Annotated in this window: 15 protein-coding genes; 7 read left to right on the forward strand and 8 right to left on the reverse strand. The window is 57.6% G+C overall.

Annotated features, from left to right (window positions below; genetic code table 11):
• Window positions 1-14: 14 nt before the first annotated feature.
• Window positions 15-1,211 carry a sugar transporter gene (locus B3511_RS09260; RefSeq protein WP_207291777.1) on the reverse strand — a complete coding sequence of 399 codons (1,197 nt, stop codon included), beginning with the start codon at window positions 1,209-1,211 and terminating at the stop codon, window positions 15-17.
• Window positions 1,212-1,386: 175 nt separating this feature from the next.
• Here B3511_RS09260 and B3511_RS09265 point away from each other — a divergent pair, with 175 nt between their 5' ends.
• The 4 genes from B3511_RS09265 (at window position 1,387) to nadS (ending at window position 3,776) form a co-directional block, all read left to right on the forward strand.
• Window positions 1,387-2,178, forward strand: a complete 792-nt coding sequence (locus tag B3511_RS09265; RefSeq protein WP_286781917.1) for a PhzF family phenazine biosynthesis protein — start codon at window positions 1,387-1,389, stop codon at window positions 2,176-2,178.
• 15 nt (window positions 2,179-2,193) lie between these two features.
• Complete coding sequence (locus B3511_RS09270) at window positions 2,194-2,985, forward strand: PhzF family phenazine biosynthesis protein (protein ID WP_286781918.1); 792 nt, start codon at window positions 2,194-2,196, stop codon at window positions 2,983-2,985.
• A 172-nt stretch (window positions 2,986-3,157) separates the two neighbouring features.
• Entirely contained in the window at window positions 3,158-3,490 is a 333-nt protein-coding gene (locus B3511_RS09275) for a type II toxin-antitoxin system RelE/ParE family toxin (protein ID WP_286781920.1), read from the forward strand.
• A 1-nt stretch (window position 3,491) separates the two neighbouring features.
• Window positions 3,492-3,776 (forward strand): NadS family protein, encoded by a 285-nt coding sequence (gene nadS, locus B3511_RS09280; RefSeq protein WP_207291775.1) that lies wholly within the window; start codon window positions 3,492-3,494, stop codon window positions 3,774-3,776.
• 36 nt (window positions 3,777-3,812) lie between these two features.
• Here the strand turns inward: nadS and B3511_RS09285 are convergent, their stop codons facing one another.
• From B3511_RS09285 to B3511_RS09310, 6 genes are all read right to left on the reverse strand, one after another.
• Window positions 3,813-4,490: an SDR family NAD(P)-dependent oxidoreductase gene (locus tag B3511_RS09285; RefSeq protein ID WP_286781923.1), complete on the reverse strand. Its 678-nt coding sequence runs from the start codon at window positions 4,488-4,490 to the stop codon at window positions 3,813-3,815.
• Window position 4,491: 1 nt separating this feature from the next.
• Window positions 4,492-4,962, reverse strand: a complete 471-nt coding sequence (locus B3511_RS09290; RefSeq protein WP_286781925.1) for a YhcH/YjgK/YiaL family protein — start codon at window positions 4,960-4,962, stop codon at window positions 4,492-4,494.
• Entirely contained in the window at window positions 4,959-6,128 is a 1,170-nt protein-coding gene (locus tag B3511_RS09295; RefSeq protein WP_286781927.1) for a sialidase family protein, read from the reverse strand. The genes B3511_RS09290 and B3511_RS09295 overlap by 4 nt, the downstream gene beginning before the upstream one ends.
• Window position 6,129: 1 nt before the next feature.
• On the reverse strand, window positions 6,130-7,542 hold the full coding sequence (locus B3511_RS09300; RefSeq protein WP_040075745.1) for a sodium:solute symporter family protein: 1,413 nt from the start codon (window positions 7,540-7,542) through the stop codon (window positions 6,130-6,132).
• A gap of 76 nt (window positions 7,543-7,618) precedes the next feature.
• Window positions 7,619-8,503, reverse strand: a complete 885-nt coding sequence (locus B3511_RS09305) for a dihydrodipicolinate synthase family protein (RefSeq protein ID WP_286781928.1) — start codon at window positions 8,501-8,503, stop codon at window positions 7,619-7,621.
• A gap of 17 nt (window positions 8,504-8,520) precedes the next feature.
• Complete coding sequence (locus tag B3511_RS09310) at window positions 8,521-9,666, reverse strand: iron-containing alcohol dehydrogenase (RefSeq protein ID WP_286781929.1); 1,146 nt, start codon at window positions 9,664-9,666, stop codon at window positions 8,521-8,523.
• A gap of 172 nt (window positions 9,667-9,838) precedes the next feature.
• On the opposite strand from B3511_RS09310, the gene dtnK reads away from it, so the two are divergent.
• From dtnK to B3511_RS09325, 3 genes are read left to right on the forward strand one after another with little or no spacing between them, the layout of a single operon-like run.
• Complete coding sequence (dtnK, locus tag B3511_RS09315; protein ID WP_286781931.1) at window positions 9,839-11,056, forward strand: D-threonate kinase; 1,218 nt, start codon at window positions 9,839-9,841, stop codon at window positions 11,054-11,056.
• A complete protein-coding gene (locus B3511_RS09320) occupies window positions 11,049-12,035 on the forward strand; it encodes a D-threonate 4-phosphate dehydrogenase (protein WP_207291768.1) in 987 nt (328 codons plus the stop codon). Before dtnK ends, B3511_RS09320 begins: the two co-directional genes overlap by 8 nt.
• A 1-nt stretch (window position 12,036) precedes the next feature.
• Window positions 12,037-12,798 carry a DeoR/GlpR family DNA-binding transcription regulator gene (locus B3511_RS09325; RefSeq protein WP_040075740.1) on the forward strand — a complete coding sequence of 254 codons (762 nt, stop codon included), beginning with the start codon at window positions 12,037-12,039 and terminating at the stop codon, window positions 12,796-12,798.
• Window positions 12,799-12,801: 3 nt separating this feature from the next.
• Here the strand turns inward: B3511_RS09325 and B3511_RS09330 are convergent, their stop codons facing one another.
• Window positions 12,802-13,746: an L-lactate dehydrogenase gene (locus B3511_RS09330; protein WP_207291767.1), complete on the reverse strand. Its 945-nt coding sequence runs from the start codon at window positions 13,744-13,746 to the stop codon at window positions 12,802-12,804.
• Between the last annotated feature and the right edge of the window lie 63 nt (window positions 13,747-13,809).

Genomic DNA, 13,809 nt, shown 5'->3' on the forward strand with positions numbered 1-13,809 from the left:
GAGCCACCCTTTTTTTATCCGTGTTGCGGCCGCTCTTCCAGCGACACCGGCCACTTACGAAACACCAGCACTGACCAGATTAACGCCACCAGCGCCGGTATCGCCCCCAGGTAACCGATAGCGGACATCGAAAGATGCAGGCTGATTTGATTTCCAACCAGCGCGCCCGCACCAATGCCGATGTTAAAAATGCCGGAGAAGAGCGACATCGCCACGTCGGTGGCATCTGGCGCCAGCGCCAGCACTTTAACCTGCATGCCCAGGCCGATAATCATGATCGCCACGCCCCAGAAGATGCTCAGAATGGCAAGGTTCGACTCGCTCCCCGACGCCGGTAGCAGCAACAGCAGACACGCCAGCAGCAGGCCAATCGCGCCGCTAACCAGTAACGAGGCGTGGCGATTACCCAGCTTGCCAAACAACACACTGCCAACAATGCCCGCGCTACCCAATATCAGCAGCAGAACGGTGGCAAATCTGGCGCTAAAGCCGGCAACCGTCTGCACAAAAGGTTCGATGTAGCTATAAGCCGTGTAGTGGGCGGTCACCACGACAACGGTCAGCAAATAGATGCTCATCAGCGCCGGGCGACGGAAAAGCAGGGGCAGACTTTTCAGCGAGCCAGAGTGTTCGCTCGGCAGTTTTGGCAGTAATTTAATCAGACACAGCAGGGTGATCAGCGCGCCCATTCCGATGACAAAAAACGTGGTGCGCCAGCCAAAATATTGTCCTACGAGGCGGCCAATCGGCAGCCCAAGCACCATGGCCAACGCGGTGCCCGTTGCCAGCAGGCTCAACGCCTGAGCGCGTTTGCCCGCCGGGGCCAGACGAATGGCCAGCGAAGCAGTGATCGACCAGAAGATGGCATGTGCAAAGGCGATACCGATGCGGCTCACCACCAGCACGGTGAAATTCCACGCCAGAAACGACAGCACGTGACTGGCAATGAACAACACAAAAAGTGCAATCAGCAATTTACGCCGCTCCACCTGACTGGTGAGCAACATAAAGGGTAACGACATCATTGCCACCACCCACGCATAGATGGTCAGCATGATCCCGACCTGCGCGGTTTCCATGCCAAAGCTGCTGGCAATGTCGGAGAGCAGGCCAACGGGCACAAATTCGGTGGTGTTAAATATAAACGCTGCAATCGCAAGCGTAACCACCCGTAGCCACGCGACCCTGCGGGAATCAGTGTTGATTGTCATAATTTTGTCTGGGAATCGTTACGTAAAGAAGAGGAGGCGATCTTAAAACCATCGCTGGTGAAAAGACAATCATTTTGTGACGTAGATCTCAAAATCACCGTTAGAGAAAGGGTGGTGAAATCGGACAATTTCCATGAATATAGGATGCAACATCACATTAACAACCGGAAAAGCGATGCAGAAATATGATTATTATCTGGTAGATGCGTTCAGTGACGGCCCATTTAGTGGTAATCCTGCGGCGGTCTGTCCGCTACCAGACTGGCTGCCGGACGATACGCTCCTCAGGATGGCGCAAGAGCACAATCAGTCAGAAACGGCCTTCTTTGTCTGTCATAAAGAGGGCATCACGCTGCGCTGGTTTACCACCACCACGGAGGTGAATCTTTGCGGCCATGCGACGCTGGCGACGGCATATGTCCTGTTTAATGAACTGGGTTACCCCGATCCCCGCCTCCATTTTGAGACCGCCTCCGGCACGCTAACGGTGACCCGCGACGGCGACTGGCTCACGCTCGATTTCCCGGCCTGTCCGACAGAGAAGCAAACGCCGCCTTCGCAAATGCTGGCCGCGCTGGGGATTGAGCGCTACGTCGAGGCTCGTAAAGGCCGTGCCTGGGTCGTGGTGCTGGAAAATCGACAGCAGGTGGAAGCCGTCACTCCGAATATCAGCGCTATGATCCCCGGTGAACATAAAGTGTGTATTACCGCCCCGGGCGAGGGCGAGTATGACTTTGTCAGCCGTTTCTTTTCACCGGGCGTCGCACTCTGGGAAGATCCGGTCACCGGCTCGGCGCATACCATGCTTATCCCTTACTGGGCGGACAAGTTGGCTAAGACCACTCTGCTGGCGCGACAAGTCTCAGCCCGGGGCGGTGAGGTACGTTGTCAGTTGAACGGCGATCGCGTCATGATGGGCGGGAAGGCGTCGCTGTATATGAAAGGGCAGCTGTTTATTCGTGAATAACAAAGGGGTAACCCAATGAAAGAAATTGCATTTTATCTGGTCGATGCGTTTAGCGATCGCGCTTTTAGTGGCAACCCTGCTGCCGTCTGTCCGCTGGAAAGCTGGCTGCCGGACGACATTCTGTCAAAGATGGCACAGCAGCATAACCAGTCCGAGACGGCCTTTTTTGTCCGCACGGACGCAGGCTTTGAGTTGCGCTGGTTTACCACCCAGGATGAGATTAACCTCTGCGGCCATGCGACGCTTGCCAGCGCGCACGTCATTTTTGAATACCTCGACTACCCGGCAACGGAGATCCTCTTTTCCACCCGCTTTGTTGGCGACCTGAAGGTCTCGCGTAACGGCGACTGGCTCACGCTGGACTTCCCGGCCTGGAGCAGCGACGCGGTCGACAATCCACCCGCGCTGCTGTTTAGTGCGCTCGGTATTCCGGCGTCCAGCGCGGTGCGGGTCGGGCGTGATTATATGGTCGTGCTGGAAAACCAGCAGCAGGTTGAATCCCTGACCCCGGCTATCGAGGCGCTGAAACCACTGGGTAAAATGGTGTGCGTTACTGCGCCAGGCGATGAAGTGGATTTCGTTAGCCGCTTCTTCTGCCCGGGCGAATCGGTGGCAGAAGACCCGGTCACCGGCTCCGCGCACAGTATGCTGATCCCCTGGTGGAGTGAGCAACTCGGCAAAACCCAAATGACCGCACGTCAGGTTTCCGCCCGCGGCGGCGATCTGCGCTGTGAACTCAAGGGAGACCGCGTGCTGATGAGCGGCCAGGCGGCGCTTTATTTGAAAGGCACGGTGTTTCTTCGCTAACATCCCGCGGGCGGCGTGAAATTCCGCCCGCGTTAAAAGCAGCCAATCCCCCTCCCAACGTTTTCCCGGAAAGCGCCTCGCAGTTTTAAGCACGCTTGTTCGCGTTCTTTTTTAGAGGTGTACAGTGTACATGTAAATGGTGTACTGTGTACATAACAAGGCGCGTACGCGAATGACTCACGCGATAGAATTTATCGAGACTCGAACATTCACTCGACAGATAAAAGCGATTGCCACGGATGATGAGCTAAAAAATTTGCAAATAGCCCTCATCGAATATCCCGACCGGGGCGATGTTATTGAAAACACTGGGGGCTTACGCAAGATCAGGATGGCGCTCGGTTCGCAGGGGAAACGTGGATGCGCCCGGGTGATCTACTTTATTCCTAACGTTGAAGTTATTTGGTTCCTGATGGCTTACCTGAAAAGTGAGAAGGAGAGTCTCACTGACGCGGAAAAAGCAGAACTAAAGAAATTAACCAAATTGCTGAAAAATGAGGTATGACATGAGCTTTTATAACGACCTGAAATCTTCTCTTGAAGAGGCGGTCGATATCAAGAATGGGGTAACTGAACCCGCTCGAGTAACCCGCTATGAGATCGCAGATGTCAGGGCCATCAGAGCGCAGTTAAATGTTTCTCAGGCGGAAATGGCAAAAGCGCTGGGCACCAGCGTAGATACCATTAAAAGCTGGGAGTCCAAAAGACGTAATCCTACCGGGCTGGCAGCAAAAGTGCTGGCAGCGATTCAGGCCGATCCGGCGTTTTATGCGGTTCTTGCTGCGCATTAAAGAGTAAAGCCTGCAAGCGCAGGCTTTTTAATGACCTTAACCCAGCGACGCCCCACCGCAGAGCACCCACTCCTGACCGGTGATCGGGGCCGCTTCCTCACTCAGTAGAAAATTCACCGCAGCGGCCACCTCCTGAGGAAGGATCAAGCGACCCATGGGGGGGATCCTGGGTGGGGAAGAGACGCGTCCGGGGTCGCTAAGCATCGGCGTCTGGGTCGCGCCGGGCGCGACCACATTGGCGGTGATACCCCGTGGCGCCAGTTCCGCCGCCCAGCTGCGAATCATCCCTACCAGCGCGGCTTTGGTGGCGACATACTGCGATCGGCCCGCGGCACCCCGGGAGGTCCGGCTGCCGATAGCAACCAGCCGTCCACCGGGGCGCATTTGCGGTACAAAGTGGTTAAAAAGCTGCTCGGCAGCGTGAACATGCAGGCCCCAGAGCCGGGCGCTGATGGTCGGATCCAGTTCGCCGAGCGGGGCGGCGGCCATCATCCCGGCGGCGTGGACAATCGCCTGCGGTACAGGCAGGGTAGCGAGTGCGGCGGCAAGCGCGTTGCTGTCGCTAAGATCCACGCTCACGCAGCGATAGTTCGCATGATCCAGGGGTAAACCGCGCCGGCTCAGGCCGATAACCTGCCAGCCTTCATCAAGCAGGCGCTGCACAATGGCTTCGCCGATTCCTGAGCTTGCACCCGTTACGATGGCACTGGGCATGTCACACCTCCAGCAGGGCGCGCGGCACCTTGAATACCGCTTTGCGCACGGTCATGGATTCGTCTAAGGCGCACAACGCCTGATGCGGCTCGCCGGGCAGGAATACTGCAAAAGCACCGGGAGTTAACCTGATGCTGACCGGGAGCGCAGCGCCGGTGGCGATAAAGAGATCCGGTTTGCGCTCTTCATCCTGCGGCTGCGCCAGCGACTGCATACCTGCGTTGATCATCTCGCTGCCGGCCAGCATAACCTGAATATCCGCCCACTGGTGATGATACTCCGTATGGCGCTGGGTCTGCGGCTGGGTCTGCGCCGGGCCGATATGGCAAAACCATGCGCAACCTTCCGGCTGCCAGCGGCCGTCGTCCCGGGCGGCAAGCGCCGCCAGGGTGCAATCAGCGCGCGTCAGGATGGACAGCAGCGCGGTGGGGAGCCCTGCCAGCGGCAGGGCGTTCAGATGGCCGATAATCACTGTGATGACTCCTTAACCCATTCAGGCGAGACACGCACATATTTGATCGCCTGACGGAAATAGGTGTAAGCGATGTGTAGCGTGCCGTCGGCGCCCTGTTTAATACTGGGATAGGAGAACTCGCGGTTCAGCTTCTCCAGGGAGTTATTCGTCATGCAGTAGCCATCGCCTTCATCAAGATTGCGCTGCCACGCCCAGCTATTTCCGCCGTCGGCCGAAATAGCTACCGTCATCGGTGCGCGCGGGGCACCCCAGAAGGCGGTGCGTTCTCCGGTCGCTTCTGGCTCTTTACGATCATCACCATCGTCGATCTCGTCATACAGTGAGGCGCGACGCTCCAGCGCTCCGGCTGCGCTCATGTGGTTGAACACCAGCGCCAGCTCACCGCTGGCAAGGGTGGTGACCTGGATAGAGGAGTTATTGTTCGGCAGCGCCGTGGGTTCCGGTACAGACCAGCTTTCGCCCTGATCCTGCGACTGGCTGATATAGATATTATCCGCCCAGCGGCTACGGTAGAGCGCCACCAGATGCCCATTTTTCAGCGGCGTAATGTTCATATGGACGCAGCCCAGACTTTGCGGCACCTCGACATCGCGCCAGCTCTTCCCCCGATCGGCAGAGATTTTCACCGCGCTAATATCATCGTTTCCGACCCATTTCTCGCCCGGTCGGGTGCGGCAATAGAAGACCGGCAGCAGCCAGTTACCGTTTTCGAGAACGGTGATGGGCTGGCGGATAAAGGTACCGGGTTTATCCAGCAGAGTAGCAATCTCACCCCAGGTTTGGCCAAGATCATGAGACTGGCGGTAACGCACGATGGCGGTATCCTGGTTACCGGAGATCTGCGCGGTCCACAGCAGCCACAGTACGTTGTCCGGCGCAAGGAATAGCACCGGGTTCTGCTCGGAGCGGCTGGCATCGTCAGAGAGCTTTACCGCCTCGCTCCACTGGTTGCTACCGGGAGCCAGGCGTGACCCCCATACAGAAATATCAGCAATCCCTTCCTGGGTGCCGCCGAACCAGACGCACATCAGCGTGCCATCCGGCAGGGGCAGCAGGTTGGCGGCATGGTTCTGCGGACAGGAAGAGGGCAGCATGGCCGTTTCCACGCGGGCATCCTGCGGCAGCGGGCGAACAATCCCGTCACGGGTTACGGTTACAGACATATCAGACTCCATTATGTTGAACAGGGGCAGGCGCTTTGCGATCCGCTTTATTGGGGATCAAACGGTCGAGAACCATAATCACCGCCGGGGTGACCAGCGCAATATACATATTGTTAATCCCAAACGGATCGCCCAGCAGATACCAGACCGAGGTGACTACGCAGGCGCCAATCAGCCCGGCATTCGCCCCGCGGGCGCTTTTAAAGAACGGGGCGTAGAAGGCGATGATGGCCACAACTGTAATCGACAGACGAATAGCGCGAGTAAAGAACGATAGTTTCAGGACTTCCGGGACCAGCAGCACAAAGATTAACGGCAGGAAGCCAATCAACAACGACAGCCAGCGGGTCGCTTTAAACTCCTGCTCCGGGGTCGGGTTGCGGTAGGGCACGTAGAAATCTTTTACTACCAGCGAGGCGATAGCGAGCGCCACGGTGCTGACGCTGACAAAGATGGAGGCAACAAGTGACGTTGTCACCAGTCCCGCCAGCCACGGATTCATGTCCTGCAGGAAGATAGGCATTGCGTACAGGCTGTTAATCTCCGGATGCAGATACTTCGCCGCCACGCCAATTACCGCAATCGCCAGCGCGATGGGCAGGCAGAAGAAGAAGGCGATCCAGGTGGAACGTTTAGCTGACTTCACATCTTTCGTGGAGGAAATGGCCTGAATCACGAACTGGGTACAGAAAATGGAGCCGATGGTGCCAATCAGCCAGGCGACAATGGTGCTGGCGCCGATATTGCCGTCCCAGGTCCAGTAGTAAGATGGCATCTGTTCAATCATGGGGGTAAAGCCGCCGGTTTTAGACAAGGCGAAGCCCATAATCACCAGGATACCGAAATACTTCAGGGCGCTGTGCAGCAGGGTCACCCACGCCACCCCCTTCATGCCGCCAAAAGCGAAATAGAAGGTACTGACGATGGCGGTGATAAAGGCGGCAACAGGCAAGTTCACCTTCAGTACCGTCGAAATCGCCGCCGCGCCGCTCACGTAGTTACCCACGTTCACCAGCAGCAGGGCGTAGATCATAATGATGGAGATAATGTTTTTGGTGCTGGTGCCGTATTTTTCGGCAATCGCCCCGGAGATGGTGATCTTGCCGGTGCTGTAGATGCGTTTCACCAGCAGCAGCCCAAACAGCGGGAAGCCGATAGCCGCGCCAATCACTGACCAGGAAGCGGCAAAGCCATCTTCAAACGCCGCCTGTGCGGTACCGATCGTGGATTTCGCACCAATGTATTCCGACATCAGCAGGATCCCGACGATAAACGCCGGCATCGCGCGCGAGCCTTCCATAAAATCACCGGTGTTTTTACTGCGTAACCGGAACGTCAGCCAGGTAGTAAACAGAATGTAGACAATCACAATGCCTACGATGATGAGGGTATCTTCAGCGGTAAAGTTGTTCATCTTAGCCTCTCTTCAGGGCGTATGAATCCTGGGCGCAGAGGGCACCCGAATTCTTATGGACGAAAGCAAACGCCGGTTACTGCAGTGACTTCGTCACTATCTGGCGGATCTGTTCTGTTTGTTGCGCATCGAAAGCCACCGCGTAGCGGCTCTCTCCCACCTCTTCACCCATGACCTGCAGCGCTTTTTTCACGGCCGCAGGCGAAAAAGCGACGCTGTACAGTCGGGTACGTAGATCGGTCACGCTCTCCTGGGCCTGCCGCGAGCCCGCGATATCCCCGGCACGAAAACGCGCCCAGATGGCGTTGATCTCGTTCGGCGCCACGTTCGCCAGGCCAGAAATACAGGCGGAGCATCCCTCAACAAAGCCCTGATGAATGAGCGAATCCGGGCCATTCAGCACGTCAAAACCGTCAATATCTTCAACGGCTTTCAGAAAACCGCTCAGGCTCTCATGGCTCCCCGCGCTGTCTTTAATGCCGATAATATTGGGGTGAGCGGCCAGCGCCCGGGCCGTCTCAGGCGCGATGGTGTTGCCGGTTCGCGCCGGGATGTTGTAGATGAACACCGGTACGTTCAGCGCATCGGCAATGGTGGTGTAGTGGGCGATCAATTCAGCCTGGGTGAGCGGAACGAACCACGGAGTGATAACGGAGACCGCGTCCACCCCCAGCGCCTCGACCTGTTTACCCAGACGAATCGTTGCCCGGGTCGAAATTTCGCCAATATGTGCCACCACCGGTGCGCGCCCGGCCACCTCTTCCACGCAGGTGCGGGTGACGGCCACTTTTTCCTCTTCGGTCAGCACAAAGAACTCTCCGTTAGTACCGCCACAAAAGATGCCGTTGCCCGCCGCCAGCTGACGCTGGATCTGACGTTTTAGTCCCGGCAGGTGCAGCGCCCCGTCGTCGGTGAAGGGGGTGACGATCGCCGTCAGCACGCCCTCAATGTTGTTACGCATTACACACTCCTTTGAAGTTAACTGGCTGGAAACAGAGTCTGATAAATTCCTGCGACCTCGGCATGGCTGACCTGGCGCGGGGCATTATTCATCAGACGTTTTACGTTCAGGGCGGCATCGCTCAGAGAGGCGATGTCATCGCGCGGGACTCCCAACGTTTCGAGGTTGTCGGGTAAATTCAGGCGACGTACCAGGGCGGCGAAGTAGTCCACCAGCGCGTGCGACTTCTCTTCCAGCGCCAGGGAGGTGTCGGCGCCGGGAACCAGATCCCAAACCTGCGCAAATTTCTCAACGGCATCCGGACGAACCACGCGCATGCAGGGGGCCAGCAAAATGGCATTCGCCACGCCATGGGGCAGATGGTACGTCCCGCCCAGAGGATAAGAGAGGGCGTGAACCAGATGGGTGCCCGCATGGGCAATGGCGACGCCGCCGTAGTAAGAGGCCCACAACATCTCCAGCTTCGCGGCCAGGTTGTGCGGCTCGGCGCAGGCGGTTTCAATGTTGTTCAACAATTTGCGCAGCCCCGTCAGCGCCGCGTTATCGCTTACCGGGTTGGCCACGGTTGCGGTGAAACACTCAATCAGATGGCAGAGGGCATCAATACCTGTTGAAGAGGCAATATGCGGCGGCATGCTGGTCGTTAACTCCGGCAGCAGCGCGACATAATCTGGCAGCAGCACGGGGGAGATGATGCCAACCTTGGTGCTCTGCTCGGGAATCGCGAGAATCGCGTTTGGCGTTGCCTCGGAACCGGTGCCGGCGCTGGCCGGAATCAGCAACGAGGGGAGGCGAACCTGCGGTTTTTCGCCTGCCAGCAGGGCATCCAGCCCAGGGGAGTGGGGATGACACAGCACCGAAAGCAGTTTGGCCACATCCAGTACGCTGCCGCCACCTACGCCGACCACCAGATCGAAGGCGGTCTCTTTTGTTTCTGCCAGCAGGGCGCGCACGTCGTGGCTGGTGGGCTCCGGTGGCACACTGTCAATCACGCTGAGCTGGCGGCCATCGGCCTCCAGCAGGCTGCGGATGGCGCGGGCGGCGTCGAGACGGGCGATATTGCCGTCGGTGACCATTAATAGACGCGTTTTACCTGCCAGCAGGGGGGCAATAGCGGGGATAGCGCCCGCGCCGCTGATGATCGTACTGTTGATGGTTAACACATGAATCTCCTGTTGCTGTGTCTGTGATTGATTTCGCTCATTACAAGACAATCACAGTCATCGTGTCCTTAAATTTATAATTTATTCACAAACTGAATAACTTGATCTTGCTCACATATAATCAATCATGATTGAATATAATCATTAACAAGAAATACAAACCGGAGTGGGGATGAAAGTGAACAGCAAAAGAGAGGTCGTAGTCATTGCCGATGACTTTACCGGGGCTAACGATGCGGGGGTGAGCCTGGCGTTGCGCGGTAAAAAAGTTAGTGTGGCGTTTCAGACTCCCTTTACCGGTCATGCCGACGCGCTGGTTATTAATAGCGATAGCCGGGCGCTAACGGCATCAGAGGCCGCTGAAAAGGAGGCGGGCTATGGTGCTGAAATGCGCCAGGCACAGTGGCAGGTGAAAAAAATCGACTCCACCCTGCGGGGTAATCCCGGGGCGGAAGTGGAGGCGCTTCTGCAGGCGACCGGCCAGCGTCAGGCGATTATCGCGCCGGCGTTTCCGCAGGCCGGGCGTACCACCGAGCAGGGTGTCTGTCGCGTGTTCGGCCTACCGGTGACGGAAACCGAATTCGCCAGCGACCCCAAAACGCCCGTGCGGCATGCGCAGATTGCCGCAGTGCTGGCAGAGCAGACGGCGCTGTCGAGCCAGGTGGTTACGGCGTCGACCCTGGCCGCCGCCCTGACTGGCGACACCCGATTACTGATTGTGGATGCCCAGAGCGATGACGATCTGGATCAGATCATGGCCGTGGCCGCAGCCTGCGACCCGCGTCCGTTGCTGGTGGGTTCCGCCGGACTGTGTGATGCCCTGGCGCGTCACCTGGCGCGTCCGCGTCCTTTATTGGCGGTGGTTGGCTCGATGAGTGAAATCGCGCAAAAGCAGATTCTGCGAGTACGCCAGCAGCAGAACGTCCGCTCGATCTTTATCGACATCACCGATCTCTTTCGCGACGGAATAAGCGGTTATGCGCAGCAGATTAGTGTGGCGCTGGCGGCTGGAGAACACTGCGTGGTGCACACCTGTTCCGATCACGCCGCGCGTCATCAAATTGACGCGCTGTGCCAACAGTACGGGCTGAGTCGTGCGGCGCTGGGTGAGCAAATCAGCACATTTCTGGGCGCGCTCACGAGCCAGGTGCTGGAGAGCAGTAACCCGGCAGCGTTATATGTCTCCGGGGGGGATGTGGCAATGGCGGTAGCCAGTGCGCTTCACGCCGAAGGGTTTGAAATCACCGGGCAGGTGGCGCGCTGCGTACCCTTCGGTCGGTTTTTAGGTTGTCGCTGGCAGGGGCCAGTCATGACCAAAGCGGGCGGTTTTGGTAGTGAAACCACGCTGCTTGAGGTTCTGCATTTTATCGAGGAGAAGATGAGTGACTAATATCATTGCTGTAACGATGGGCGACCCGGCGGGCATCGGCCCGGAGATCATTATCAAATCCCTGACCGGGGGGGAACTCTCTGGTGCACCGATCGTGGTGGTGGGATGCGCAGTGACGCTGCAGCGCGTACTGGAGAAGGGCATTACACCTGCGGCCGAATTACGGATGATTACCCGCGTCAGCGATGCCCACTTTGGCCCGGCTATCATCAACGTGCTCGACGAACCCCTGGCCGATCCGCAGGCCTTGCAGCCCGGCGTGGTACAGGCTCAGGCCGGCGATCTGGCCTATCGCTGCGTGCGGCGCGCCACCGAGCTGGCGATGGCCGGAGAGGTAAAAGCCATTGCCACCGCTCCGCTAAATAAAGAAGCGCTGCATCTGGCGGGCCATCTCTATCCGGGGCACACCGAGCTGCTGGCACATCTGACCGACAGCAAAGACTACGCGATGGTGCTCTATACCGATCAGCTTAAGGTCATTCACATCACCACCCACATTGCGTTGCGCAAATTCCTTGATACCCTGAACCCGGAAAGGGTAAAAACGGTGATTGGCATTGCCGATACCTTCCTTAAGCGCGTAGGCTACACCAACCCGCGCATCGCCGTGGCAGGGGTGAACCCGCACGCGGGAGAGAATGGTCTTTTTGGCGATGAAGAGATCACTATCGTTGGCCCGGCCGTCGAGGCGATGAAAGCGCAGGGGCTGAATGTCTTTGGACCCTGCCCGCCGGACACGGTCTTTATGCAGTGCCATGAAGGTATGTATGACATGGTGGTGGCGATGTATCACGATCAGGGGCATATTCCCTTGAAACTGCTTGGGTTTTATGATGGTGTCAACATCACCGCCGGGCTGCCGTTTATCCGCACTTCCGCTGACCATGGCACCGCGTTCGACATTGCGTGGACAGGTAAAGCGAAGTCTGAGAGCATGACGGTTTCTATCCAGTTAGCGATGCAAATCACACGGGAATAATATGAAGGGATATAACCGGTTAGAGCAGATAATGGACTACCTGAAGGGGCACAATCTGGTGACGGTTGACCAGCTGGTAGCCGTGACTGACGCCTCCCCGGCGACCATACGTCGGGATTTGATTAAGCTCGATCAGGAGGGGGTTATCAGCCGTACCCACGGCGGCGTAACCCTGAACCGGTTTATTCCTTCCCAGCCCACCACCAGTGAAAAGATGCAGCGCAGCCTGGCTGAAAAACATGCCATCGCCTGCGCGGCGGCGAGCTTCGTTAAGGCCGGCGATGCGGTGGTGCTGGATGCCGGCACCACCATGATTGAACTTGCGCGACAGCTGACGCATTTGCCGCTTCGCGTCATTACCAGCGATCTGCATATCGCGCTGTTTCTTTCAGAGTTTAAGCAGATTGAGGTCACCATTATTGGTGGGCGCATCGATGACTCCAGCCAATCCTGCATTGGCGAACATGGCCGCCGTCTGCTGCAAAACATCTGGCCGGATATTGCGTTTGTCAGCTGTAATGGCTGGGATGTGGAGCGAGGCATAACCTCGCCAACGGAAGAAAAAGCGGCGTTAAAGCGCGATCTGATTGCTAACGCCCGCCGTCGTGTACTGCTGGCAGACAGCTCAAAGTATGGCGCCTGGTCGCTGTTTAACGTTGCGCACCTTCACTCGCTGACCGATATCGTGACCGACCGCCATCTGGATGAAGATGCGCAACAGACGCTAAGTCAGCTCGACGCCACCCTGACGCTGGCACCCTGAGCGTCAGGGCAGGCGAGCAATATTGGCTTTAATGACCTCTACCGACTGGCGGAATTTTTGTTGCTCCTCTTCCGCCAGTTTCAGTTCGATAATCTGCTGAACCCCGCTCTGCGCCAGTACGGCCGGTACGCCAATCGCCACCTCATCGACGCCATATTCCCCCTGCAGAATGCAGGAGATCGCCAGCGCCCGGTGGCTGCCAGTAAAGATATTGCGGCAGATTTCAGCGATGGTTCCGGCGATACCGAACTCGGTGCACCCTTTACGGGCGTAAATCTCAAACCCTTGCTTGCGCACGCGTTCGGCCAGGGCGTCGAAGTCCAGGGTATTGCCGGTATGGCGTTGATAAACTTCGGCGATAGGTGAGCCGTAGACCGATGAGTGCGACCACACCGGGAACTGGGTATCCCCATGTTCACCCAGAATAAAGGCATCGATGCTCTGGGCGCCAATATCCAGCGCTTGCGCAAGGGTGCGGCGCAAACGGGTGGTGTCCAGCCAGACGCCAGTACCGATCACCTGGCTGCGCGGCAGGCCGGAGAGTTGCCACACCTGCCAGGTGATGATGTCGCACGGATTAGTGGCGATCAGGAAAATGCCCTTAAAGCCGCCCGCCATCATCTGCGGCACAATACTTTTGACAATGTTAGCCGTCGCGGTCAGCTCATCGAGCCGGGTCTGGCCGGGCTTTAACGCGCCGCCGGAAACGGTGATCACCGCGATATCCACATCCGCGCAGTCGCTCACTTCGCGGGTGGAAATGGTCATCATCCCCGGCATATAGGCCGCGGCGTCGGCCAGATCCCAGGCGTGCCCCTCGCTGCGTGCCTTATCAAGATCCACCAGCAGTAGCTCTTCGCAGATATTCTGGTTTAACAGGGCGTAAGCGGCGGAGGTGCCGACATTACCGGCGCCGATAATCATCACTTTACGGGCTTTGGTGTGCATTGTTTTTCCTGAGGTTTTAACCGTTAACTGCCTTCAACGTTACGCCGCGGGAACGGGCGGCGC

The sequence above is a fragment of the Leclercia sp. UBA1284 genome (genome assembly GCF_002308415.1).
Classification (GTDB): domain Bacteria; phylum Pseudomonadota; class Gammaproteobacteria; order Enterobacterales; family Enterobacteriaceae; genus Enterobacter; species Enterobacter pneumoniae.

Bases quoted from the DNA above. Each gene is read 5' to 3' on its own strand.
- B3511_RS09300 (WP_040075745.1), bottom strand. From the start codon at position 7,542: ATGAACAACTTTACCGCTGAAGATACCCTCATCATCGTAGGCATTGTG.
- B3511_RS09275 (WP_286781920.1), top strand. From the start codon at position 3,158: ATGACTCACGCGATAGAATTTATCGAGACTCGAACATTCACTCGACAG.
- B3511_RS09285 (WP_286781923.1), bottom strand. From the start codon at position 4,490: ATGCCCAGTGCCATCGTAACGGGTGCAAGCTCAGGAATCGGCGAAGCC.
- B3511_RS09270 (WP_286781918.1), top strand. From the start codon at position 2,194: ATGAAAGAAATTGCATTTTATCTGGTCGATGCGTTTAGCGATCGCGCT.
- B3511_RS09260 (WP_207291777.1), bottom strand. From the start codon at position 1,211: ATGACAATCAACACTGATTCCCGCAGGGTCGCGTGGCTACGGGTGGTT.
- B3511_RS09265 (WP_286781917.1), top strand. From the start codon at position 1,387: ATGCAGAAATATGATTATTATCTGGTAGATGCGTTCAGTGACGGCCCA.
- dtnK (WP_286781931.1), top strand. From the start codon at position 9,839: ATGAAAGTGAACAGCAAAAGAGAGGTCGTAGTCATTGCCGATGACTTT.
- B3511_RS09325 (WP_040075740.1), top strand. From the start codon at position 12,037: ATGAAGGGATATAACCGGTTAGAGCAGATAATGGACTACCTGAAGGGG.
- B3511_RS09295 (WP_286781927.1), bottom strand. From the start codon at position 6,128: ATGTCTGTAACCGTAACCCGTGACGGGATTGTTCGCCCGCTGCCGCAG.
- B3511_RS09305 (WP_286781928.1), bottom strand. From the start codon at position 8,503: ATGCGTAACAACATTGAGGGCGTGCTGACGGCGATCGTCACCCCCTTC.
- nadS (WP_207291775.1), top strand. From the start codon at position 3,492: ATGAGCTTTTATAACGACCTGAAATCTTCTCTTGAAGAGGCGGTCGAT.
- B3511_RS09330 (WP_207291767.1), bottom strand. From the start codon at position 13,746: ATGCACACCAAAGCCCGTAAAGTGATGATTATCGGCGCCGGTAATGTC.